The sequence below is a fragment of the Pseudomonas sp. PS01299 genome (assembly GCF_029960145.1).
In the GTDB taxonomy this organism is placed as follows: domain Bacteria; phylum Pseudomonadota; class Gammaproteobacteria; order Pseudomonadales; family Pseudomonadaceae; genus Aquipseudomonas; species Aquipseudomonas putida_A.
The window spans coordinates 23,519-44,799 of record NZ_JASCPO010000008.1 but is presented as its reverse complement, the minus strand read 5'-3'; the positions used below and the strand labels follow the sequence as shown (position 1 = coordinate 44,799).

Genomic DNA, 21,281 nt, shown 5'->3' with positions numbered 1-21,281 from the left:
TCCCGTTATTTCCCGAGGGCCATCCAGTAAATGGTCGTGTTGATGCGCGTATTCGCGGAGTTGTAGGTACTGGCCACGAACCCTGAAAGCGTTTGGGCATTGAGCGTCGTACCATATATCGCACCCGCTGTTGCGCCGACACTGGTCGTGATGGAGTAGAGTGATGTCGGGAACGCAATCGGAAAAGTTACAGCAGTGTCCGAGGAAGAGGACGTCGTTAGGCTGCCCCATTGCAAGATCAACCCCGAAGGCAGCTTCTGATATCCAGTTACCCCGCTGAGCGAAGAGGCAAACGCGGCGCATGACCCAAGCACCCCCGCGACGTTTTGGCCGCCATATCCCTGTACAAGAACCGGGGCTGTAGCCCAAGTCCCAGCAGCAGCCTCTGTGATTGTGATGTAACCGACAATCCGGAATGGAACACCAGTCAGCGCTGAGCCGCTGTAAATGATGCTCGCGCTGCTGGATGCAGCAGAAATCGCTGTAGCGTTGACGAGCGACGTCTCGTCGAGGTTGACGCTACCAGCCATATTTACGATGCCAAGCTGAGGCGTTCCGCCGTTGTTAAGGGCAAGAATGGCGAGCTGAGCCAGGGCACCGTTTGAAGCCCCCAAAGTAGCGCCGGAAGGAACTGTCAGGGAAAGCGTTCCGCTTACAGATACAGGAGTGACGGTTCCGTTGTTCAGTGTCGTACTGCGAAACACCAGCGGTTGGGCGCTCCAAGTCAACGTTAAAGCATTTGAAGAAACCGATGCCGCAACAGACTGAAGGGAGGACGGGAGCGCCTGGGCCTGACCCAGCTGCAGGGCATGCTGGCTTTTCGTGGCGGGTGCGACTTGGGAGGAGCCACCCAGTGACTCGATGACGATCCAGGCGCCATTCCCACCATTGACTCCGGCCTGCACCAGGTACATCAGAACAGCTACACCCACTGGAAGCTCGCCCCCTTGTAGGGGTTGCAATCCAAGGCCGTAGAGCGGCTTGGCCGCCAGCCCATCCGGTGCGTAGGTAGAAGCGCCGGTGTTGGCATGCGCAATCACCAAACGCTGAATGTAACCACTTGCTGGAAACGCGGACAATGCCGGGGCATTGATAGCAGAATAAGCGTTCGCAGCACCAGTATCGGCAATCAGGACAGGTTGCTTTTGAATCAACCGGATTGCGGATACGAGCTGCGTATTGTTCACTTCATCCGGCGTAAGGCCTGCCGCAAGGATGACGTTCAGAATTTCATCAGTTGTAGCGTTCCCCCATTGAGCCGGTATCAGCGACCCAGGAGTTCCTACAAGTGGATCCTCATCCACAAACCTCCCACCCGCCAACCCCACGCTGGGTACACTTTTCGGATAATCCACGTTTCTACCTCTCAGTCATAATTGATGTGCACTAGGGTGTGCGCCGGCGCAGGCCGACGGATCAGGCATTCGAGTGCATTGCCGGGATTGGTGCCAAAGCGTTCACCCCAATAGCTGACGCCGAAGCGTCTGCCTTTCTTCTGTCGGCTGCCGGTGTTCAGCGTCCACATGAACTGTGCGTTCCAGGTGCCGAAATGCGCCGCGCCAAAACGAGAACGCCCCATTCGAGGGGCGCGTAGTTCGGTGATGGTGGCGCCTGGGTAGCCCTGGCTTATGGCGATCTCAATGAAGTAGCTCCTACTCTGCCCTCCCACCTCCACCAACCGCCGGCGTACTGCCAGGCGACGGTCTTCAAATGCGGGGTTCGGACCAAGGCAGTCGTCTGGCAAACCCATGACCGACTCCCAGTCGGGCACCAGCTCGCTGACGCTCGAAGGATCCATCTCGTTCAGCAGATCCACGGCTCGGGCATCAAGCCGCGAAAACTCGACAGCCACGCCGCCCAACACCCGGGCCACCTCTGGCACAAGCTCCGGATCCCATGCTGGGCCAGACGGCAAAAGCCCTTGGAGTTGCAGCCGATACTCTTCGGCCGTTCTGATCACAGCCATGTGATACCCCCGAACGTCAGCAGTTGATTGGTGGCCGGGGCAACATCCGTCGCCGGCGCAATCAGGTCGTGATCGGTTTCGCCTGATGAACTGCTGATTGCTTCAGCGATATGGGTCAACAGCAGAGTCTCGCCCAGCCCAGCTTCACGCTGGTGCAAATCAATCAGCTGCGCCTGAATGGCAGCTCGCACCGCAGTGGTGTCCGGCACCGCGTGAATGCTGTACAGCACCGGCAATTCGACCGGGGCCAAAACAAACACCTCGGCCGTCACCGGACGCAACGGTTCGATATAGGCTTTCACCTCGGCAAGCTGCGTGGGATTCGGCACAGGATCTACATCACCATCGCGCATCACAAACAAACCGACGGTGCCGGGGCCCATGTAATTGCGACGACACCAGGCCCGTGTGATCCCAGGCACCTCAAGCGCCCAGGTCTCATAGTCGGCGGCAGAGCCGCCATGCGGGATCACTCGATATGACCGCACTACCCTGGCCCGTAACGACTCGACACTTTCCGCCGCAATGCCGCCCGTTAACCCTGGAGCCAGTACGGTGAAGGCATTGGTGACACCTGCCACTGGTTGTACCAGCGTCAAGGTCAGCCCTGCGTCAGCGTTTCCAAGGGTGCCAGCGTCCACAGCCTCTATCGTGGTGGTATTGAGTCCAGCCACCGTAGTGACGCCGGTCGTCACCTTGTAGGTGCGTCCATCACCAGCCTGCAACACCACATCCACGTCAAGCACAGCACCCGCTGCCGCTGTGAAACTGACTGGCCCTTCTGCTGGCTGCGCTGGATTGCGGGGCTGGTCAAGGCGCAACAACGCCACTCGCTCCAGCGTTTCCTCATCCGCCCGGTCGGGCAGGATTTGCTCTGCGATCCAATCGAGGTACCCATACAGACCATAGGCCGTGCCGCCCAGTGTTCGGGCCAGCACCTGCGCATCAGACCGACGCAGCGAGTCGCTGGCCAAGTCGCTTTGGGTGCGGCTAATCAGGACAGGCAATGAAGGCGTGTCAAACGGCATAGATCACCTGCCATGAAGAGGGTTGTTTGATTTCAAGCCGCGCGCCGCTGGCGATCGTCAGCGTCGGCATCAGGTTCAGGCGATTGATATCCACCTTCTCGCTGACGATATCGATGGCGATAACCTCGCCATCATCCAGTAGCCATTGCAGGGCCTCGCGGGCATATACCTCAGCATCGCGCTGGGTTTGCGGCGTTAGCTTTACCCGTCGCAGTAGGTAAAGACGGGAGCCGATACGGTCATCAGCGATAGATGGGTAGCTGTCACCCCACCAGCCGTAACGCTCTTCGTCGTCGATAGGGTCATCTGTTTCCGCTCGACGCCAGGTATAGAGGCTGATCGTGACCGCCCTGATCAGGCTGGCCTCAAGACTGTTTGAGATAATCATCAAGCCTCCGGAACAGGTGGGCCACTCTGGTCGTCGCCCATTTCGACCCCGTCGTGCAGGTGCGTGATTTGACTGACGCCACCGGCTACCTGATCCCCCTGGGACAAGATCTGCCCGGTCTGGGTGATAGTCGGGGTGTCGAAGTTCACTGAGTTGATCGCCTTGATGTTCAGCGTCCCGGTTTCGATATCGATGATCCGGCCGCGCTTGAAGTGGATCCTGTCCCCCTCATCGGTGTAGATAGCCACCTCACCCGGCTTCAATTCCTTGATCCGGTACCGGCGATCAACGGCCACCAGCACCACCGCGTGGGACCGGTCGCCGCCGAGGAACATAGTCAACACCTCGGCGCCTGCCAGCGGATTGCTGGTATAGCCGTAAGGTTCGAAATGCTCGGCGCCGTCCTTCAGTTCGCCAGCAGTCAGGCGCACTTGCAGCGTCTGCATCATTTTCCCGGCGGCAGCCAGAACCACGGTGCCGCGGGCCATCATGCTTTTCAGGCTCATTTTTTCGGCTCGTAGTCAGCGGGAATGAGATATTCGAAGTTGTCGCCCTTACCGCCCTTCTTAAGCTTCCTCTTGCCATGCGGATCCTTCGGCTCAGGCTCGAAACCTTCAGGCGGCCCCACCTCCAACTTGGTGAGCATCCCCTGCTCGCTCAGGGTGTAGGTGATGCGCGAGATCAACATGTCTCGATCCATGCCAATGATAGGATCGACTACCCGGGCGATCATGTTGTGCCGCCAAAGCTGGCCGTTGGTTTGCCGCCAGCCCTGCACCGTGTAAGACACAGTCAGGGCTTTGCCCATCCGGCTGCTGCTTTCCCAGCTTGCCCGGGCCTGCGCCAGTTCGTTGGTTACCTGGCCGGATTCCTGAATGATCAACACGCGTTTGCGGGTCGTGCGATCGTCAGTCAACGTGGCAGACACCTCCGCAGCATCAGCGCCATACTCATCGTCCGTCCCGCTCTTCTGTCCCAGCACCTGGTATTCAGAAAACACGCCCGAAAAATCCAGCGGTGCATCCCCGGTCTTAACGTTTTTGCCCACCTCGATTGCGTCAAAGGTACGGCCACCGCTGCCAGGGCTGGCAAGCACCGCCGCACCGCGGGCGTCGTCGGTGGAGAACACTCGAAACAATGTCAGCAGACGATCAATCGATGCGAAAGCTGTTTCGCCTGGCTCGATAGTGTGGTCGGAAAGCTTGCCGCCCTCGGGGATCTCGCTGTTTACCTTGATGCCATAGGGCGAAGCCAGCGCCTTGACGATGGACAGCACCGACTGATTGTTCCACTGCCCTGGCTTGTTCACCGCCGCACAGTCCACCAGGTCCGCCGTCAGTGATCGGCCGCTGACTGACTTCGTGATCTGCTTGTCGTCGTGACTGACCGGCGTGGCAAACACCCAAGCCGTCAGCACCAGGTCATCACCAATCCGGACTTGGCATTTGTCGCCCTGCCTGATCGGAACGTTTTGAATCTGGCCCGGCCACTTCCATGTCAGTGATAAAGTGAAAGATCGGGCCTGATCCTCAAGCCCGGCGGTGATCTCCACCGATTTCCAGCCGAAGTAGTCCAGGCCATCAACCGTAAGGCTGACCGCGTTTTGATCATCAGGCATGGCTACCTCTGTGCGATTTTAATTGGCACCGCCGGCACAAAACCCGGATGCCGAATGCGATTGCGCTGCACGACTTCGGGGGAACGTGTTGCATCGCCGAAGCGACGATATGCCAGCACTAGCGCCGACAGCGTTTCAGGCGGCGTGATATCAACCAACCGCACCCCAGACTGAGCCACGGCTGTCAGGTGTTTCACCACGGACTGACGAAAACTGTTGAGTACCAGGTAATGCTCGGGGTCTGCCTTGAGCGACGCTTCGTGGATCGCCTCATTGAGGTTGTCGCGCAGTTCAATCACATCATCAGCAACCGGCACATCCGGCCGAACAATAGGCTGGAGTGCCTGCTGATCAACTGACGGCATCAATTCAATCGACTCCGGCTGCGTGGCCACCGGCATTTCACTGACAATCAAACCGATCTGGACCAGAACCGAATCCTGCACCAGGTTCGCCGTTGCCTGCGATGCGGTCACCGTATCCGTACCACCGAGAGGGCTGACGGTGTTGATGCTGCTGACCGACTCAGCCTGCTGTGAAGCTTCGGCCACTGCCCCCTGATATCCCAAGCCAGAGCCACCGCCGGAACTGGAACCGAAGAAGTCGAAGCCAGAAAAACTGGAGAAGTAGCTGGAGAAGAGCGACGAGAGCGTACCCGGCGAATTCATCAGCGACTGCGCGAAACCGGTGACGTCGGTGAAGACGCTCAAGAATGGCGCGAACTGCTGCTGAATCACGGAGAACACGTTCGACAGGCTGTTGCGCATCTGCAACAGACCGAGTCGGGCTTTGTTCACCGTTGCCATGGCCGTCTTGTAGCGATTGAGCGATGAGGTCAATAGGCTTTCAGATGACTTCACCACCTGAGCCTGGGTGTTGACCCTGGCCGCAGGCGTTTTCAAAGGCGCGTCCGGGTAGAACGTCAGGTCAAAGATGACCATGCCACCGCCGACACGGTCGTGCGACATCTCACACTCGCCGGCCTTGACCTGCATTTTTCCAAGCCATGGATGGACCAGCTCCCCGCCGCCCGGTGTGTTCAGCGCCTCGATCAACTTGTCTCGACGCTCGAAGCAGTCATCGCCGATGACCCACGCCGTCATCTTGTGGACTTGGGATTGTTTACCGAGCTGCTCAAAGTACGGCGTATCCCGCTGCGGGAACTCATGCAGCTGGCCTTTCATGCCTACCGGAACCGACGCCTGGGGAATCAAGAAACTGATCCCCCGGAACGACGCCGGCAATAGCTTATCTCGCCACGTCACGGTCATTGGCCGGGCCTCATAATGCCGATGGTTCGGGTGCCAACACTGGGCTTGATGCTCAGTCCTGGCTGATTGGTTTTGGCTGGGTCAATCGTCGTGCCGGGCGGCGCCCCATTGAGATTGATGTTGAGTTCACCATTGAGTTTCGGCGCCTGACCCGCCGCCGCCTGCTGGACCAGGCCACCAGATTGCGCAGCCAGGTTAGGCCGGCTCAACAGTTTTTCCGTGCTCGGCACGCCCATGCCGTTGCGCATCATCCGCTGATAGCGCTGCGCGCCTTCGACAGCGCCGGCCTCAATGAACGAACCATCACCGCCACCCGGCCCCGCGTTGCGCGCCCGCTGTTCTTCAGCAAACTTGTTGGCCTTGTTAGTGGCGGTTTTGATGATTCCTTCACCACCCTCCCCACCGCCGAAGTACTTCATGATCGGCTCGATGATCGGCTTCAGCTTTTCCCAAAGATTTTTGAACCACGCCGAGATGGGCTCCCAGTTATTGATGATCATTCCGAGGGGTGACCAGTCAAACATCTTCCCCAGAAAATCCATTGCCGGAGTAGAAACCGCTACCAACACACCCCACAGCGCCGAGAAAAGCTCAGTCAACGGACCCCAGTTTTCCATGATCATTGGAATCGGTGTGTAGGCAAACGCCTGCTTGAACCAACCCCACAGGACCATCGCCGGGCCCCGGATCTTTTCCCAAATCGCCTGGAAGTAAGGCGCCACCGTTGACCAGTTCGCGATGAGCAGGCCAGCGGCAAGCGCAATGCCACGAACAATGATCCCGATTGGTGACATGGCCATAACTGCGCTCATGATTTTGGTCACCACAATGGCACCCATCACTGCGACCCGCAGCACACCAAAGGCAAACGCGGCGCCGAGCACGCCCCGGATCACCCCGGGATGCGCCTTGGCAAGTTCAGACATTTGCGTGATGGCCGGGCCTATTTGATCCATAAAGGCATTGAACGGAGGCAGGAGTGCGCCGCCGACCTCAACCCCCAGGCGGGTGACCTTGTTGGTCAGCAACTGCATGGCGTTGGCCGTGGTGGCCGACCGCGCGGTGTATTCACTTTCCATCGAGCCGGCAAACTTGCCCTCTTTCCCGACAGCAGTGAAGCTGGACTTCAAAAGGTCCAGGTTGGTCAGCAGTGGCGCAATGGCAGAAACCGACTCGGTACCGAACAGCTGGGTGAGCAATCCGGCCTGTTTCGCCGGATCGACCTTGGCGATGCGCTCCAGCACGTCCTCGATCGTACCCTGCGCATCCTTTTGCATGCCCTTCGAAACTTGCTTCACATCCAGGCGCAACGACTTAAACGCCTCCGACTGTTGCTTGGTGGCTGCGCTGCCCTTAGTCAGCGATAGCATAAAGTTCTTCATGCCCGTCGCAGCGACTTCACTTGGAACACCAACGCCCGCAAGCGTCGCGCCCATTGCCGCAACCTGCCCGGCGGATAGACCTGCGATACCGCCCAGCGAACCGATGCGGGTGACGATGTCGGAAATTTGTGCAGCCGACGAAGGGCCGATGTTGCTCAGGTAGTTAATCTTGTCAGCCAGCGTCACCACTTCAGGCTGGGTCATTTTGAACGAGGTCCGCCACTTGGCCATCATGTCGCCGGATTGATCGGCGGTTTGATCAAAGGCGATCCCCATCTTCACCGCGTCTTCAGCGAATTGCTTCAGCTCACCACGGGCGAAACCGGCCTGTCCGCCGGCAGCCACAATGGCTGCAATACCGCTCGCAGCCATCGGCATTTTCTCCGACATATCAAGCACGTCCTGCCCCATCTGCTTGAACTGCTCGGGCGTGTCGAAGGTGACCACCTTCTTCACGTCAGCCATGGACGTTTCAAATTCCATGGCCGCGCGGGCGCCCGCGATAAATGGCGCAGCGAAAGCGCCGCCCTGCAACATATCCTTGAACCCGATGTTGCCCAGGCCGCTGCTATTCATCTGCTTGCGGAAACCGGCAACGTTCTTACGGATCCCGGTCAGTGTCGGCGACAACTTGTCGACGCCAGTGATCAACGCCTTGAGCTGGAACTTATCCGCCATCACTACACCTGCTGGAGTTCGTTAATGCGTTGGGCGTGCTCCAGGCTTTCCGTGAGCAAGTCCAATGGCCTGGCCATCATCTGTTCGGGGTCAACCTTCCAGAACCAGGCCAGGTCGTAGGCGACTGAAATCAGGTCGTTGATGGAGCCGACGCCGCACTCATGAAAAAACCGGCGACCGCCCAGCTCAGCGCGTTCAGATCAGCGAGGTCCAGCTGGTTGACAGAGGACGGTGGGATGCCCGCACAGACCGCGATGTATTTCGCAGCGACGTCCATGTCGAGCCCGACCTCTTCGTTCTTGTCGATCCGGTACGGCAGCGCCTTAATGGCCCGTACTTCCTGCACGGTCGGCCGACGCAGAGTCAGCTCGGTCAAAGGCTCGCCGTGGGCCTCAATGGCCACTTGAAGTTTTATTGCACCGGTCATTGCCATACCCCTTTCACGCCGTCGAATTGCAGCTCAATGGTGCCGTCATCGCCTTTCGACGTAGGCTCATCGACCAGGTACGCGCCCGAAAGTACGTAGACCTTGCCGTTGTTGAATTCGCAGGTGACCGTCATGTCCGTGCCTTCGGTCAGCGTTTTGATCGGTAGATCCGGATCGTGGATGACGGTCATTTTCAAATAAGCCGCCAGCTCTTCTTCCTTGTAAAAACCCGGGTAAACCGTCTCCCGCTTTTTGTCCATCAACGGCGCCTCGGCGCCACCAGTGACGGTCAACTGCATACCGTCCACCTTGATGTAGGCCGTGCCCGCTACTTTTTTGCCCATGGGTTGTATCTCCAGAATGAAAAAGCCCGCTCGGGGCGGGCTTGGTGATCGTGGTCAGCGTTACGCAGCGGCGTCGTACTGGAGGCGGAACTGATTGAGCAGCGCGAAGATTCGCAGGCCGTTGATGTAGTCCGGCGGGAACAACACATTCACACGGCTAGGGTCATTGCTGTCGCGCTCCACCACCAGGTGCTCAGCGAACAGATCAGCGTTTTCTACATGACCTTCCGACTCAAGCTTGGCGTACTGTGCGATCAGCTCACCGCGAATCGTGCTCGGTGTGACGATCGGCTGACCGGCGCCAAACCGCGTGCCGTCGCTGGCCAACTTGTGGCGGCCGTACTTGCTGGTGATGACGCTCTGCATGCGCCGGATGATGTAGGCCGACTGGTGCATCGTCTCGCTGTCCAGGTACGAGTTATCGGCCTGGCCATAGGCATTCTTTTGGTAGGTGGTGATCGAGCGCTGAATGCGAACGTAGCCGCCTTCGTAGTAGGCCGTCGCCAAACCATAGGTCAGCAGCGACTGACGCTCGGTCAACGTGAACCGCTCACTGGCCGGCGCCGGATCGAGCCCGGGCAGCGAGCCGCTTTGCGTTGGCCGACTGGCGTCTGCCGAGATGAACACCGCCGTGCGCGCCGCCAGAGAAGCAGCCTGCACCCACACCGGTTGTGGTACACCCGGCTCCATGGCCTGAATGGTCATGTGCTGATCGTTGCGCGCCTGACCGGCCGCTACCAACGTTCCCAGCGTGCCGCGCTTCGCGCTGTAGACGTGACCAAACAATTGCTTTGCCCAGCTCCAGCGCCCGGTGTTGTCGTCCATCGCATCCCGCCACGCGTTCAGCGTGGTCGTGTCCGACCATGGCACACAGATGAACTCGAACGGCTCGTCGCCCAGCGCTGCGACTGCGTCAATCTGGTCTGGAGCCCCGACGCCACCCGTCATTTGGGTGGCAACAATAGTCAGGCCTGCCGGAGTCGCCTCGCCGTTTGATTTGCCCAGGCGATTCAGAATCAAGCCGATGTCGTTACCGCTCTCCCCCTTCCACTTGCAGGTGAGCGTGACAACGCCATCCGCGGCCACGGCGGTAACCGGCAGGTCTGGTGTGGCATTGATCTTCACAGCCAGGGCGGCAGCTGCGATTGCCGGAGTCGCCGCCGAGACGACTACCGATTGCACGCGAATACCGCCGACATACAGGTTCAGCAAACCCGGCTCGGTCGCCGCACCGGTGATAGTGACGGTCGCCGTTGCAGCGGTACCGGTTTCGCTCTGTAGTGGAAGACACCAGATCTCGCCGATAGGATCAGTCTTGCGCCAGGCTTCGTACATCGCAGCCAGCATTGAGCCTTGACCGCCGATATCCTTGGCCAGCCCAAGACTCGACGCCAGCACCAGTTTGCCAATGCTTTCGCTGGTGGCGTCTCCGTTGACCTGGGCGACGATCAGCCGGCGCATGGCCGACGATGCACTGTTGGCTGCCGAGTTATCCATCTCCGCATAGAACAGCGGCACACGGATATCGGCGGGAATGTTGCTGAATCCGATAGCCATTATTGCGCTTCCTCGGGTTTCGGCGTGGTAACGCCCTTGGTGGATTGGGCTTTATCAGCCTTGAGGGTTACATCCCCATCAGCCTTACGGCGGCGCCACCACGCGTTGTCGGGGACTTCCCGGCCTTCAACTGGCAACAAGTCGCCAGCCTCCGGGTCGGGCACAGAGCGGCCAGAGGCCGGCACCACAGTGATGCGATTGGTCATGGTGTTACGTCTCCTGAGAATTTCGCTTCTATGCGCCCATCCGGGCCAGGTCGTTGCAGGTTCGGATCTGCCGGGTCGATGCAGTCCATGTTGAAGGTCACGCCGGTGAAAGGCGCCAAACCATCGAGTTCGAGTTCGTGCCAGGTTTCAGCAGGCTCGCCTTGCCTGCTCCGCCCAAGCTGGAACTCGGCGGTGAACAGAAACTGGTACACCACGCGCGCCCTACTGGTGTGGAGCAGCGCACCCTTGCCGTATTCGATAGGCTCGTACTCGGGGGCTGGGCACCAACCGATAAGAGATCGCCAGAGTTCGGCGCGCAGGTCGTGCAACAAATCGTTGGCTTCCTGGCCGCGCTCATCGCCAGCATCGAGAACGATCACCACAGCGAACTGATCGGTTATGTCTTGAATGACTGCGTTTTGCGTTTTGTTCGGGCCGCCCGCATCCGCCGAAGCAATGACGTATGCCGCAGGAAGAGCAAGCTTTGCGCTATCCACAACGGCATCCCAATCAATTCCGCCGGTGACTCGCTCGGCGAAGACGGGGCATGTCGCTTTAAGGTGAGCGACAATCGGATTCAATTTCATGAGGAGGTCCAGAAGGATCAGCGATCAGCCCAAAGCAGCTGCGAACGCAGCAGAGAGGATTGATTGAACTTGTGAAGCCGAGTCCTGCAAGGCATCGGCCATGTAGTTGTCACGTGGCTTGATCCGCCATTCACCGGAAGCACGCTCGGCCAGCGCGGCGGCGCGAGCCCCTTTGGCTCGACGGTTCGATTTACCTTTGCCCATCCCGGGCGCCAGCTTTCCGAGTTTCTTTCCTCGCTTCACCCCGTAGTGCAGGTAGGCCGGATAGAAATCTTCCATTGCCGTGGTTTTGGTCGGAGAGATGCGAACGAGAAAGCCGGAGCGTGACACCTTGAAACTGATCGACTCCACCGTGGCACCGGTGCGAGTGACCGGGTAGCCATCCTGGCCACTGCCAAGCGCGAGATTCATCTGGGCTTTTTGTGTGATCAACAGGCCGATCTTGCGCATCCCCGCGCGGATCTTCCGTTTGTCGAAGGCATCGCGCTCGAACTTGTCGAAGCCTTCGACGTGCAAGTAACCATCAATCGAAGCTGAGTTAGACATAGATCCCTCCCCCAACCTGTTGCGGACCCAGCTCTTCCACTTCGAGCAGCGTGAACCGACGATTGCCGTTCATGTCCGCGACCCTGCGAACCCGATAGATCGTGTCACCATGAACAACTTCATGGGACTCGCTCATCCCCTTCAGGTAATAGAAGGTCACCCGATGGGTAATCTTCACATCGGTCTGAACACCGTTTGCGTAAACAGCGGTACCGACAGGTTCGATCTTTGCCCACCGTTTTTTTTGATCGGTGAACAACGAGTCAAGCCCTTGATCCGGCGCCGGAATGTCGGCCCTCAACCTCAGGGTGATACGCCGGTCCAACTCTCCAGCACTGGGTTCGCGCATGGCCATAATCAGAACCTCGGCGGGACGGTGATCTCAGCCACCAGGTGATCGAGAAATGCAGACGGCAGCTCAGCCAAAGCCTGTCCCACCAGAAACATCTCCGGATGGCGGTAGATTGTTGCCGCCGCCATCAGCAGCCAGTTGCGGACGCCGGGGTGCAGATCCAGATCGACACCAGCCTTGTAGCGAATGCGTAACGACCCAGAGGGTCTGCCCGATGGGAAAGAAAGGAAACTTTCGCGTTGATCTTGACGCAGCTCAATCGAGCCTGTGTGTGCAGCCCACGAACCATCAGGCTGCCGGACATCCACCGATACGACCTCTGTGGCCTGGCCAATGTCCAGCGCGTGCCCCGAGGCGAAGCCGGTTGGCCATTCCTCTTCGTAAACGGCACCGCGAATTGAGGCGCCGGTTTTCGACTCGCACTGAGTGGTGACGCCGGGAATGATGATCTGTTCAATCAGCGACGGTTCCATGTCCTCCGGCTCAACCCGACACTGGAAAGCCACCTGCGCCAGTGTCAGGACTGGCTCGCCGAAGTACTCGATTCGACGGGCCATGGCTTAAGGCTTCGCGTCGTCATCGGTACCCGTATTACCTTCGCCGCCCTCAGTACCGTTTGACGTTGCGCCTGGTGGCTCAGCCAGCGAGTTTGCCGCGCCCGTTTCACCAGCAGTTTTGGCACTACCTGTTTTCGCCGTTGCAGTCTTACCTGCTTTTGGCTTTTCGTAAGCTTCAGCAAAGCCCTTGGATTTCAGGCCCTCAGCAACCTCTACGTCAAACCCTGCCAACTCGTCAGCAGAGTAACCGCGCCAGGCTTTCAGAAACCGTACTACAACTTTATCGCTCATCGCTTCGACCTCAGATATGCAAAGCCCCGCCGAAGCGGGGCAAAAGGATTACATGCCGGCGCCCCACTTCACGGCGACGGCGACCACGATGCACTCCACGTGCCGTGGCCCAAAGTCGTGCTTGGCGATTACCTTGACCAGGGTCTGATCACGCTGGAAGGCGCTGACCATGTTGCCCTCGGAGTCCTTATACGAAGCCTCGTTGCTGAACGAGATCGTCAGGTCCATGTCTTCGCCGATCATCATGTCAGCGAAGTTGACGAAGTAGAATTCGGTCTCGTTGCCGCCGACGCCGAGGTTGACCGGGATCTGGTTGCTCAAACCAACCGGATACCCCTTGAACAGTCCCTGTTCAATTTCCGGATAGGCTTTGTTGCCGTTGCCATCACGCAGCGTCTGCAACCAGCGGAACACGCGCGGATGCATCAACCAACCGCAGTCCTTCATCATCACGTTGGCCGTTTCGATGCGAAGCATCATGCCGCCGCAGAACAGGTCGATTTGTTCCAGGGTGATGCCAGCGGTGTCGGGAGCTGGCAACACGTTGAACGCTTGTGCCCAATAGCGCATCCCCTTGGGCAGCGTGCCGGTGCCGTCGGCGCGAATGAAGTGCAGGTCTTCCGAGAGCCCCATCGACACCGCCAAATCGTTCACGACAATGTCGTCAATGCGAGGGCTGATACCGGCGTTGGCAATTAGGTCATTCGAGATAGGCACAATTGCTGCCGCTTTTTTCGCAGAAAGCTTCGTGTCAGCGAACGTCATGCCGGTGATCGGTATATCGGTTTCGGTACCGATGTAGGTCACGATGGTGTTGCCGGTGATTCGCGGCATGGTCAAGTTGCCATTATTCAATGGCAGACTCCGGGTACCCATCTTGCGCACAACCGACATTGGGCGCAGGGCTTCAATGATTTCGGTTGCGAAGTTTTGAGGAACCAACACACCACCGGCACCCGGCGTCACGGTGCTCAACGCCATGGCAACATCGGTGGAATAACCACCCTGCTCTGCCATTTGAGCGGCCTGATGCTGATTGCCACCGGCAGCGGCCAGCAAACGAACCATCTGAGCCATGCGCACACCTGGCGCATCAGCTGGACCCGAACCGGAAATGTAACCTGGTGGTGGACCGGTGCGGCCTTGCGCCGACTCACTGACCGGTACCGCACTGGCGGCGGCCATTCGCTCAGCCTGTTCGGCGCGGCTGATTTTGTCAGTCAGCGCATTGAACTGAGCCTCCAGACTGGTGAACTGAGTCAGCTGCTCAGCCGACAGGGTTTCACCGCCAGACTCAAGCTTTGCCAGAGCCTGAAGCGACTCATTGAGTTTGGCGCGTTCGCTACGCAATTGAAGTACAAGGGACATGGTGCCTCCTGGGCATTAAAAAACCCGCACAAGGCGGGCTTCGAACGACTGCCGCGAACGCGGTCAGATCTTGGTTTGAAAATCCATTGCAGCTGCACGGACGGAAAGACGGCCTTGCTGCCGGCTGGCTCGGCTCAATGCCACTGAGTTGGATAAATCATCGACAGCTTGTTGCGGGCTTTGCATGCGGTCGGCGAGGCCCGCCGCGATACCGGCCTGCCCTCGATACAAGCCCGCCTCAGTGGCAATGACCTGCTGTACCGAGAGCCCGCGGTAGTCGGCAATCGCATTGACGAAGAGCTGATAGCTCTCCTGCACGACGTCGTTGAGGTACTTGAGCGACTGGTCGCTCAGTGGCTCGTGAGGACTGAGGTCGTTTTTGTGAGCGCCGGCAAACACGGTTGTCACCTTGACGCCCATGCCTTCCTCTTGCTTGGATCGATCCATGTGACTGGCGATGACACCGATGGAGCCAACACCGCTGGTCTGGCTCACCACCAGTTCGCTACAGGCCGCACCGATCAGGTAGCCGCCGCTGTAAGCCATGAAGTTGACGATGCCAGTGATTGGCTTCTGCTGCACCATGGCGCGAATGTCGGCCGCCAGCTCGAACGCGCCGACGGCAGAACCGCCGGGGCTGTCGATGTCCAACACGATGCGCTCAACCATCGGATCCGCAACAGCGTTGCGAATCTGAGCCCGCAGCGTTTCATAGCTGGTCATCGTCTCGCACATGCTGACGTGGCTGCCGCGACTGACCAACACGCCGCTGACCGGAATCACTTCGATACCGGTGCGGGCAATGGCTGTACGGCGTTCTTCTTCGCGCTGGGCGATGCGGTCCAGGCCATCATCCGACCAAAGACCGGCGCCTGCTACAGCCCCGATGTTTACGATGTTCAAGCTCATTGCCTGGTTGGCCCAGCGAACGCCGAGGTCCAACATGTCAGGCGTCACCAACAACGGCTGATTGAACAGCAGGCTGGAGGCTCTAAGGTAGTGTTTCATTGCGCCAACATCCTCTCGATTTCAACGTGCTGCAATTCGAGCTGCGCTCGCACGTTGGGGTTAGTCAGATCGGGGGCACCTTTGCCGGCGTCCACCATGTTCAGCGGCTGCAGGTAGATCTCGCCGCCTGGTACCGGAGGCATGTTCTCCAGCCGGCGGATGTCGTTGACGCTAAGCCAGCCCCACTGACGCCCGATGGCGTAGGCCTCATACCGACTTTTCTGATCGCCCCGCAGCAGGCCGGACAGGTTGAATTCAATGAAGTACTCACGCCGGTCAGCGGGCAACAGAAAGTCGCGCATCATCGACTGCTCGTGACGCTTGACCCAAGGCAACAACGCGAACACCACGAACTGAATCATCAGCTGCTCAAGCGTGTTGTAGTTGGACTTCTCCAGGTCGTTGACCATGGGCAGCGGGATCTTGTAGATCCGGGCGATGTCGGTACCGGTGGTTTTGAGAATCCCCAACACTTCAGCGTCAACGTTGTTCATAGAGACGGGTTTGAAGGTCATGCCCTCCTGCAGCAGCGCAACCTTCTTGGCGTTGTCCATGCCGCCAAACTTCTGCCCCCACTGATCGACAATCTTGTCGATGCTGCCTTGATCCTTAATAGCCGGGGCCTCACGCGGCCGCTCGATCACACCGGAGACGGTCACACCATTGGCGAAGCTTTTGCCCGTGTATTGCCGCACCGCCTGAGCCAAGCCCAACGATTCGGCATGGACCTCAATCGGCGACAGCCCTACGTAATGGTTGGTGCTAAACCACCGCACGTGGTGGATCATGCGCATCGGCAGAGTTTCGCCACCGCTGATCCGGTAGTACGGCAGCATGTCTCCGCCTTTCAGTACCTGCACTTTGTCGTTGCACAACGGCCAGAGCGCTGCGACATTTCCGTCATCCCGCCGGTCAATAAAGCTGTAAGCGTTACCCCGCAAACCGGCAGCACCTTGAGTGCACTCCCGGTATTCATAAGGCGTCTGAAATCCGTTTGGCTGGTACCGAAGGACGTCATACGCCGGATGGTTGATGGCCGCTTCGCGCTGGCCTTTGTCCAGCCGGCGGTACATCTCGCAGGGCAGTTGCCCCATGGTCTCGGCCAGGAGCGTGACGCAGTTTTGCAGGATCGGCAGGCCCAACGCCGACTCGGGCGTGACCCTCACGCCCGTGCTGTTGCGGCCGCCACCCAGAAGACCACGCCAAAATCCGTCGCTCGTTTCTGTCAGATTTCCGCGCCCCTCGCCGAGCACGCTTGAAAAGAACATGCTCAACCTCCTGGTGGTTTGGTTTTGGCTTTCAGTGCAGCGGATGCGCGATCGGCAAGGAATGACCAGGCCATCAAGCCGAGGCCGGCAACAATGCAGGCAGCCGGCGTGCTGATCATTGCCACGCCGTACACCAGCAGACTGAAGCCCAGCAGCCCAGCCACCCATGACAGGATGCCCAATTTCATATACCAGCCCCTTCGTCGTAGATGGATTTGCCACTCGGCCCAGCAGCCTTGCTGCTGATTCCGACGGCCATGATGGATGCGACGATGCCGTCGATCCGGCCGGTCGCCTTGGCCTTGTCGGCCTTCCGGTTGTTGGCTGGATCAGAAACGATCACCGCGTTGCCGGCGCACCAGGTCATTACCGGGTTACCGTCGTGACGCAGGGTTTCAACTGTCTCGCTTTCGATGACCTCCCAGTCAGCGGGATCAAGATCGATCACGTCCTGCTCAGGGGCTAGGCCCAGCAGACGGCGCTCGAACTCATCGACTGCCGGCCCCATGTCCTTGTACCCCTGGCCGAACCCCACCATTTCTGGCAGTGAGATGTCGTACTCGGACATCAGCTGCAGCAGGTCTTCAATGCGCCACCGGTCATAGGCGATGCGCTCGACGTCGAAGTACGCACAGATCGTGACCAGGCGACGCAGCACATGCAGCTTACTGATGGCCCGGCCCGGGGTCGTTTCAAGGTGCCCATCTTTAACCCACATGGCGTAGGGCACCTTGTCGCGATCCTCGCGCCCTTGAAGGTCATCGTCCGGGATCCAGAAGTACGGCAGCAGCCGCCAGTGCGGATCATGTGGGGCGGGCCAGAAGATCAGGACAAATGCAGTCAAGTCCGTGGTGCTGGCTAGATCGAGCCCGCCGACGCATCGGCGGTTGCGCAGTAGCCGCATTGGCACACGTTCTTCGGCCTGCTTCCAAACACCCCAAGAAATCCATGGGGCATCAGCTTGTGTCCATTCGCAGAAGTTGAGACGACGCACCACCGACTCCTGAGCCGGTAGCCCTCGGGCCGATTGGACCTGTTCACGCAAGTACTTGCGACCGGGGATGCCATCGCTTTGCCCTTCGGCGATGTAGTCCAGCGAGGGGTTGACCTTGGGCCAGCAGGCTTCGTCCTTGAACGGGTCGTCGCCTTCATCCAGCGAGCAGATGAACGCGAAAAAACTATCGTCATCTTCGATGGCCGCACAGATCCGGACGCCCAGATCATGGTACTGGCCGCAGACCGTCTTCTTGTCGGAGCCACTGTTGGTGATCATCACCACCATGGCTTTGCGGCGGTTCTTGGTACCGGCGCGCATCATGTTTACAGTGGCGGCGCTCTTGTGTTCGTGCACCTCATCAAGCAAGCCGATGTGTGGCCGAGGACCTGACTTGCCTTCGTCAGCGCTGATGGGCCGAAAGAAGGAGTTGGTCTTTTCGTAAAACAGGTTCCAAACTTTTTCGTCGCGACCAGACTGCACCAGGCGCGAGCGAAGGTTGCGAGACATGTCGACCATCGACACGGCATCACGAAACAAGATCATTGCCTGATCGCGCTTGGTCGCCGCCGCGTAGATTTCGGCGCGCTGCTCACCGTCGGCGACCAACCCGTAAAGGCCGATCCCGGCGACCAACGGGCTTTTGCCAGAGCCTTTTCCTGTCTCGATGTAGCCCAATCGGAAGCGGCGATAACCATCAACGGTCATCCAGCCAAACAAACTACCAACGACAAAGGCTTGCCACGGAGCCAGCAGAAACGGCATGCCTTCGTAGTCACCGCCGTTGAGGCAAAGCACATCCTCGAAAAAACCAATTGCGCGGTTGGCATTATCCAAATCCCAAATCAAACCACGTGAAGGCCCATGCTCCAGGTCGCGAAGGTGGCGTTTACAGGCGTTACGAACATTGGGACCGGCGACGATATCGCCAGCCAATACGGCAAGGGCAAAGGCAGTGACGCGATCGTCAGCGGAAATACTTGTCTGCGGCGTCTCGTTGTTCATTAGGGAAGAGCTCACCTTGCGGCGGCGGTGCCGTTTTCAGATTGCGCCGGGACATCGGCGAAAGGCCGAACTGCGCACCAGCTGCGTTGGCACGCTTTTCCGCATCGTTCGCCAGCTGCCGAAGGACGTGCATCTGCTGCGCGCCGGTTTTGAAGGTCTGGATGTCGCCGCCCAATTCATCAGCGGACTCAACATTCCGCTTAGCAATCAGCCGCTGGTAGCGCCGCCAGTCCGCCGTCGCCTGGCAATAAGTTGCCAGCGCCATCGAATCCAGCTGCGAAACGATACCGAGGGAGATCAATGCGGGAACCAACTGCTCCCATTCCGCAACTGCCTCTATCGAAAGGACATCCGGCATTGGCGGTGCCCCCACGGGTACCGCCGGCGTTGTGGCCTCTGCAATCAGGTCATCAAGATTTTCCCGGCCCCGATTCCCCTGCAAAAGTTTGAGCACCGCTGGTTTTCCAGGGCGACCCGAGTTTCCGTTTCCGGCCATAAATACCCCTGCCTGTTGATACCCCCCTCCCCTCATTTTTCCCGACTTTGCGAAGCGAGGGGGGCGAGCGGTCTAGAAGGAAGTCCGAATGAAGTTTTTCACCCCCCCTACCCTCGGGGTTGTGCCATTTTTTGGTGCGCCGATGGCAGCTGGTCACCGGTTCCAGTGGTGGCCCGGGTCGGCGGGACGGCCATCTGCACCGCAGCCAGGGAGCCGACCACTCTTCTCCAGCCGCTGCTTGGTCGAGTCATGGCAGAACTTGCACAGGCTCGCCCAGTTCTTCGGGTTCCAGAACAGCTTCCATGCGGCCTTGATACGCACCGGATCGCCACTATCCTTGGCGTCCTTCAGCTTCGGCGCGATCTTGTGGTCAACGATGGTCGCTGCCACTGGCCGTTGATCTGTCGAACACATGGTGCAATAGGGATGCTGACGCAGGTGGCCATCGCGAGACTTCTGCCACTTGTACCCATAACCACGCTCGGTACTACTGCCACGTCGGTCATCCGAAACCTTGCTCATCAGCCCATCTTCCATACACGTGCCAGGTTGCCCGAGCTTTTGCAGACAGACCCAACGAACACCGCGAGCAGGACCACCAACGGCCAAGAGTTATGCGGCATGACCAACTGCCCTTTGCCGATGTACCCCGCAGCAGAGCCAGCCGCGACCATCACCAGCCAAGCGAGGCAACTCATGTTCCGACGGAACCGAGCACCTTGCCGCTTGAACGTGAACAGTCGAACGAACAACGCGACACACAACCAGAACGTCACCTGCGTGAGGACCTGCTGCAATAGTTGACTATCCATCCTGCCTCCCTTGCTGTTCAGCAATGAGGCCGCGCCGCTTGATGACGGCCAGTGCAACGGTGACAACCACAACCGAAGCACCGAACGCCGCTGGCCCGGTGTACTTGAATGGCCTGGTGCCGAACATCTCAACCTCGGCCATGCCAGGGGCGAACATGTAACCCATCACGAAAGAAACGAGCAGGAACAGAACGCGCTTCCATACGGGCAATTCCTCGGTCGTGGTGAAGAAGACCAACGAGCCAGCCAGCGCGCCGATCACTGCGAGCATGTCAACGCCCGCTAGCAGGCCAGTAGCAGCCAATCCCACACCACCGGCCACGACAATAGTTGCCGGCTCGCTCATGCTGATTCTCCATTGCAGACACCCATCGGGCCGAAAATAAAAACCCCGCCGAAGCGGGGTTAGGTGACCGGCTCAGGGAGGGCCGGGTGAAGCTGCACAGCACGTGCGAGGTCAGCGCCAAGGCGCAAATTCCATATCGTGGTGACTTTTTACCCCCTCAGTACGGAACCGAAAAGAGGGCATTTTCGGTTAACCAACTCGACGCAACTTTGACGCAACCTTGAGGAGACTTTGAGGCATTCCGCCCCGACCAGTGGCAAGCCACTTGCGCGCCTCGGCGCGATCAGTCAGCACCTGCACCAGTCGCTGATGCAGATCGTGCACCTGGTCGTAGTAAGTCTGTTTCGCGCTGGACGCTAGACCCAACAGATGCATTTGCATCAGCCAGGTCGGCGCCGGATCATCGCCATACCGCACGCCTGCCAACCGCTGCAACCGCTCACCCCGCTCGTCCTGTCGAGCGATCTCTGACAGAGCTGCACCGATTTCTTGAGCAACCGCATCTGGACCAGCTCCTGCACCAAGGATGATCCGAGAGCCGGGTGTGCCGCGAGGTGCGCAGCCGCCCCACTCCATGATCGTTGCCATCGGACTGCCCATCCCGCCGGCCTCACCATTGCCCCGGCATTGCTCGCCCCAGTGCTTCAACAGTACTTCCATTTCTTCGATCATCGCCCTTCCCCCCGAAAAACCGAACCCGACACAAAAAAACCACAACCCAACACAAACCCAACACAAATAAATCTCTTTAAAATCAATACCTTTATTAGCTTTGAGTTGAGTGTG

At 58.9% G+C, this 21,281-nt stretch carries 27 protein-coding genes; all 27 read right to left on the bottom strand.

What is annotated here, in order from left to right; translation table 11 throughout:
• Window positions 1–5: 5 nt before the first annotated feature.
• The 27 genes from QMX91_RS03640 to QMX91_RS03510 all read right to left on the bottom strand — a co-directional run bounded on the left by QMX91_RS03640 (window position 6) and on the right by QMX91_RS03510 (window position 21,167).
• On the bottom strand, window positions 6–1,355 hold the full coding sequence (locus QMX91_RS03640; RefSeq protein ID WP_282412254.1) for a hypothetical protein: 1,350 nt from the start codon (window positions 1,353–1,355) through the stop codon (window positions 6–8).
• Between the two features lie 11 nt (window positions 1,356–1,366).
• Window positions 1,367–1,966 carry a putative phage tail protein gene (locus QMX91_RS03635; RefSeq protein WP_282412253.1) on the bottom strand — a complete coding sequence of 200 codons (600 nt, stop codon included), beginning with the start codon at window positions 1,964–1,966 and terminating at the stop codon, window positions 1,367–1,369.
• Window positions 1,957–2,994 carry a baseplate J/gp47 family protein gene (locus QMX91_RS03630; protein WP_282412252.1) on the bottom strand — a complete coding sequence of 346 codons (1,038 nt, stop codon included), beginning with the start codon at window positions 2,992–2,994 and terminating at the stop codon, window positions 1,957–1,959. Before QMX91_RS03630 ends, QMX91_RS03635 begins: the two co-directional genes overlap by 10 nt.
• A complete protein-coding gene (locus QMX91_RS03625) occupies window positions 2,984–3,382 on the bottom strand; it encodes a phage GP46 family protein (RefSeq protein WP_282412251.1) in 399 nt (132 codons plus the stop codon). The genes QMX91_RS03630 and QMX91_RS03625 overlap by 11 nt, the downstream gene beginning before the upstream one ends.
• A complete protein-coding gene (locus QMX91_RS03620) occupies window positions 3,382–3,888 on the bottom strand; it encodes a phage baseplate assembly protein V (protein WP_282412250.1) in 507 nt (168 codons plus the stop codon). The genes QMX91_RS03625 and QMX91_RS03620 overlap by 1 nt, the downstream gene beginning before the upstream one ends.
• Window positions 3,885–5,000, bottom strand: coding sequence for a phage baseplate assembly protein (locus tag QMX91_RS03615; protein WP_282412249.1), 1,116 nt, complete (start codon window positions 4,998–5,000; stop codon window positions 3,885–3,887). The genes QMX91_RS03620 and QMX91_RS03615 overlap by 4 nt, the downstream gene beginning before the upstream one ends.
• A 2-nt stretch (window positions 5,001–5,002) precedes the next feature.
• Window positions 5,003–6,271, bottom strand: coding sequence for a DNA circularization N-terminal domain-containing protein (locus QMX91_RS03610; protein WP_282412248.1), 1,269 nt, complete (start codon window positions 6,269–6,271; stop codon window positions 5,003–5,005).
• Window positions 6,268–8,331, bottom strand: a complete 2,064-nt coding sequence (locus QMX91_RS03605; protein WP_282412247.1) for a phage tail tape measure protein — start codon at window positions 8,329–8,331, stop codon at window positions 6,268–6,270. Before QMX91_RS03605 ends, QMX91_RS03610 begins: the two co-directional genes overlap by 4 nt.
• Before the next feature lie 130 nt (window positions 8,332–8,461).
• Complete coding sequence (locus tag QMX91_RS03600) at window positions 8,462–8,758, bottom strand: phage tail assembly protein (RefSeq protein ID WP_198131966.1); 297 nt, start codon at window positions 8,756–8,758, stop codon at window positions 8,462–8,464.
• On the bottom strand, window positions 8,755–9,102 hold the full coding sequence (locus QMX91_RS03595; RefSeq protein ID WP_282412246.1) for a phage tail tube protein: 348 nt from the start codon (window positions 9,100–9,102) through the stop codon (window positions 8,755–8,757). Before QMX91_RS03595 ends, QMX91_RS03600 begins: the two co-directional genes overlap by 4 nt.
• Before the next feature lie 60 nt (window positions 9,103–9,162).
• Complete coding sequence (locus QMX91_RS03590; protein WP_282412245.1) at window positions 9,163–10,659, bottom strand: phage tail sheath subtilisin-like domain-containing protein; 1,497 nt, start codon at window positions 10,657–10,659, stop codon at window positions 9,163–9,165.
• Window positions 10,659–10,865, bottom strand: coding sequence for a DUF2635 domain-containing protein (locus QMX91_RS03585; RefSeq protein ID WP_198131969.1), 207 nt, complete (start codon window positions 10,863–10,865; stop codon window positions 10,659–10,661). The genes QMX91_RS03590 and QMX91_RS03585 overlap by 1 nt, the downstream gene beginning before the upstream one ends.
• Complete coding sequence (locus tag QMX91_RS03580) at window positions 10,862–11,452, bottom strand: hypothetical protein (protein ID WP_282412244.1); 591 nt, start codon at window positions 11,450–11,452, stop codon at window positions 10,862–10,864. The genes QMX91_RS03585 and QMX91_RS03580 overlap by 4 nt, the downstream gene beginning before the upstream one ends.
• 24 nt (window positions 11,453–11,476) lie before the next feature.
• Window positions 11,477–11,998 carry a hypothetical protein gene (locus QMX91_RS03575; RefSeq protein WP_282412243.1) on the bottom strand — a complete coding sequence of 174 codons (522 nt, stop codon included), beginning with the start codon at window positions 11,996–11,998 and terminating at the stop codon, window positions 11,477–11,479.
• Entirely contained in the window at window positions 11,991–12,353 is a 363-nt protein-coding gene (locus QMX91_RS03570) for a phage head closure protein (protein ID WP_282412242.1), read from the bottom strand. Before QMX91_RS03570 ends, QMX91_RS03575 begins: the two co-directional genes overlap by 8 nt.
• 2 nt (window positions 12,354–12,355) lie before the next feature.
• A complete protein-coding gene (locus tag QMX91_RS03565) occupies window positions 12,356–12,907 on the bottom strand; it encodes a hypothetical protein (protein ID WP_282412241.1) in 552 nt (183 codons plus the stop codon).
• A gap of 3 nt (window positions 12,908–12,910) precedes the next feature.
• Window positions 12,911–13,198, bottom strand: coding sequence for a hypothetical protein (locus QMX91_RS03560; RefSeq protein ID WP_282412240.1), 288 nt, complete (start codon window positions 13,196–13,198; stop codon window positions 12,911–12,913).
• 48 nt (window positions 13,199–13,246) lie between these two features.
• The gene (locus QMX91_RS03555; protein WP_282412239.1) at window positions 13,247–14,566 is read right to left on the bottom strand and encodes a phage major capsid protein; all 1,320 of its coding nucleotides are present in this window, start codon (window positions 14,564–14,566) and stop codon (window positions 13,247–13,249) included.
• Window positions 14,567–14,629: 63 nt separating this feature from the next.
• Window positions 14,630–15,574: a S49 family peptidase gene (locus tag QMX91_RS03550; RefSeq protein ID WP_282412238.1), complete on the bottom strand. Its 945-nt coding sequence runs from the start codon at window positions 15,572–15,574 to the stop codon at window positions 14,630–14,632.
• Entirely contained in the window at window positions 15,571–16,842 is a 1,272-nt protein-coding gene (locus QMX91_RS03545; protein ID WP_282412237.1) for a phage portal protein, read from the bottom strand. The genes QMX91_RS03550 and QMX91_RS03545 overlap by 4 nt, the downstream gene beginning before the upstream one ends.
• A 2-nt stretch (window positions 16,843–16,844) precedes the next feature.
• Window positions 16,845–17,030 carry a hypothetical protein gene (locus tag QMX91_RS03540; protein ID WP_102595644.1) on the bottom strand — a complete coding sequence of 62 codons (186 nt, stop codon included), beginning with the start codon at window positions 17,028–17,030 and terminating at the stop codon, window positions 16,845–16,847.
• Window positions 17,027–18,841: a terminase TerL endonuclease subunit gene (locus tag QMX91_RS03535; protein ID WP_282412236.1), complete on the bottom strand. Its 1,815-nt coding sequence runs from the start codon at window positions 18,839–18,841 to the stop codon at window positions 17,027–17,029. The genes QMX91_RS03540 and QMX91_RS03535 overlap by 4 nt, the downstream gene beginning before the upstream one ends.
• A complete protein-coding gene (locus QMX91_RS03530) occupies window positions 18,804–19,295 on the bottom strand; it encodes a phage terminase small subunit P27 family (RefSeq protein WP_282412235.1) in 492 nt (163 codons plus the stop codon). Before QMX91_RS03530 ends, QMX91_RS03535 begins: the two co-directional genes overlap by 38 nt.
• A 195-nt stretch (window positions 19,296–19,490) precedes the next feature.
• Window positions 19,491–19,859: an HNH endonuclease gene (locus QMX91_RS03525; protein WP_282412234.1), complete on the bottom strand. Its 369-nt coding sequence runs from the start codon at window positions 19,857–19,859 to the stop codon at window positions 19,491–19,493.
• Window positions 19,859–20,149 (bottom strand): phage holin family protein, encoded by a 291-nt coding sequence (locus tag QMX91_RS03520; RefSeq protein WP_282412233.1) that lies wholly within the window; start codon window positions 20,147–20,149, stop codon window positions 19,859–19,861. The genes QMX91_RS03525 and QMX91_RS03520 overlap by 1 nt, the downstream gene beginning before the upstream one ends.
• The gene (locus tag QMX91_RS03515; RefSeq protein WP_223554861.1) at window positions 20,142–20,495 is read right to left on the bottom strand and encodes a putative holin; all 354 of its coding nucleotides are present in this window, start codon (window positions 20,493–20,495) and stop codon (window positions 20,142–20,144) included. The genes QMX91_RS03520 and QMX91_RS03515 overlap by 8 nt, the downstream gene beginning before the upstream one ends.
• Window positions 20,496–20,684: 189 nt before the next feature.
• Window positions 20,685–21,167 carry a hypothetical protein gene (locus tag QMX91_RS03510; protein ID WP_282412232.1) on the bottom strand — a complete coding sequence of 161 codons (483 nt, stop codon included), beginning with the start codon at window positions 21,165–21,167 and terminating at the stop codon, window positions 20,685–20,687.
• Window positions 21,168–21,281: the final 114 nt, after the last annotated feature.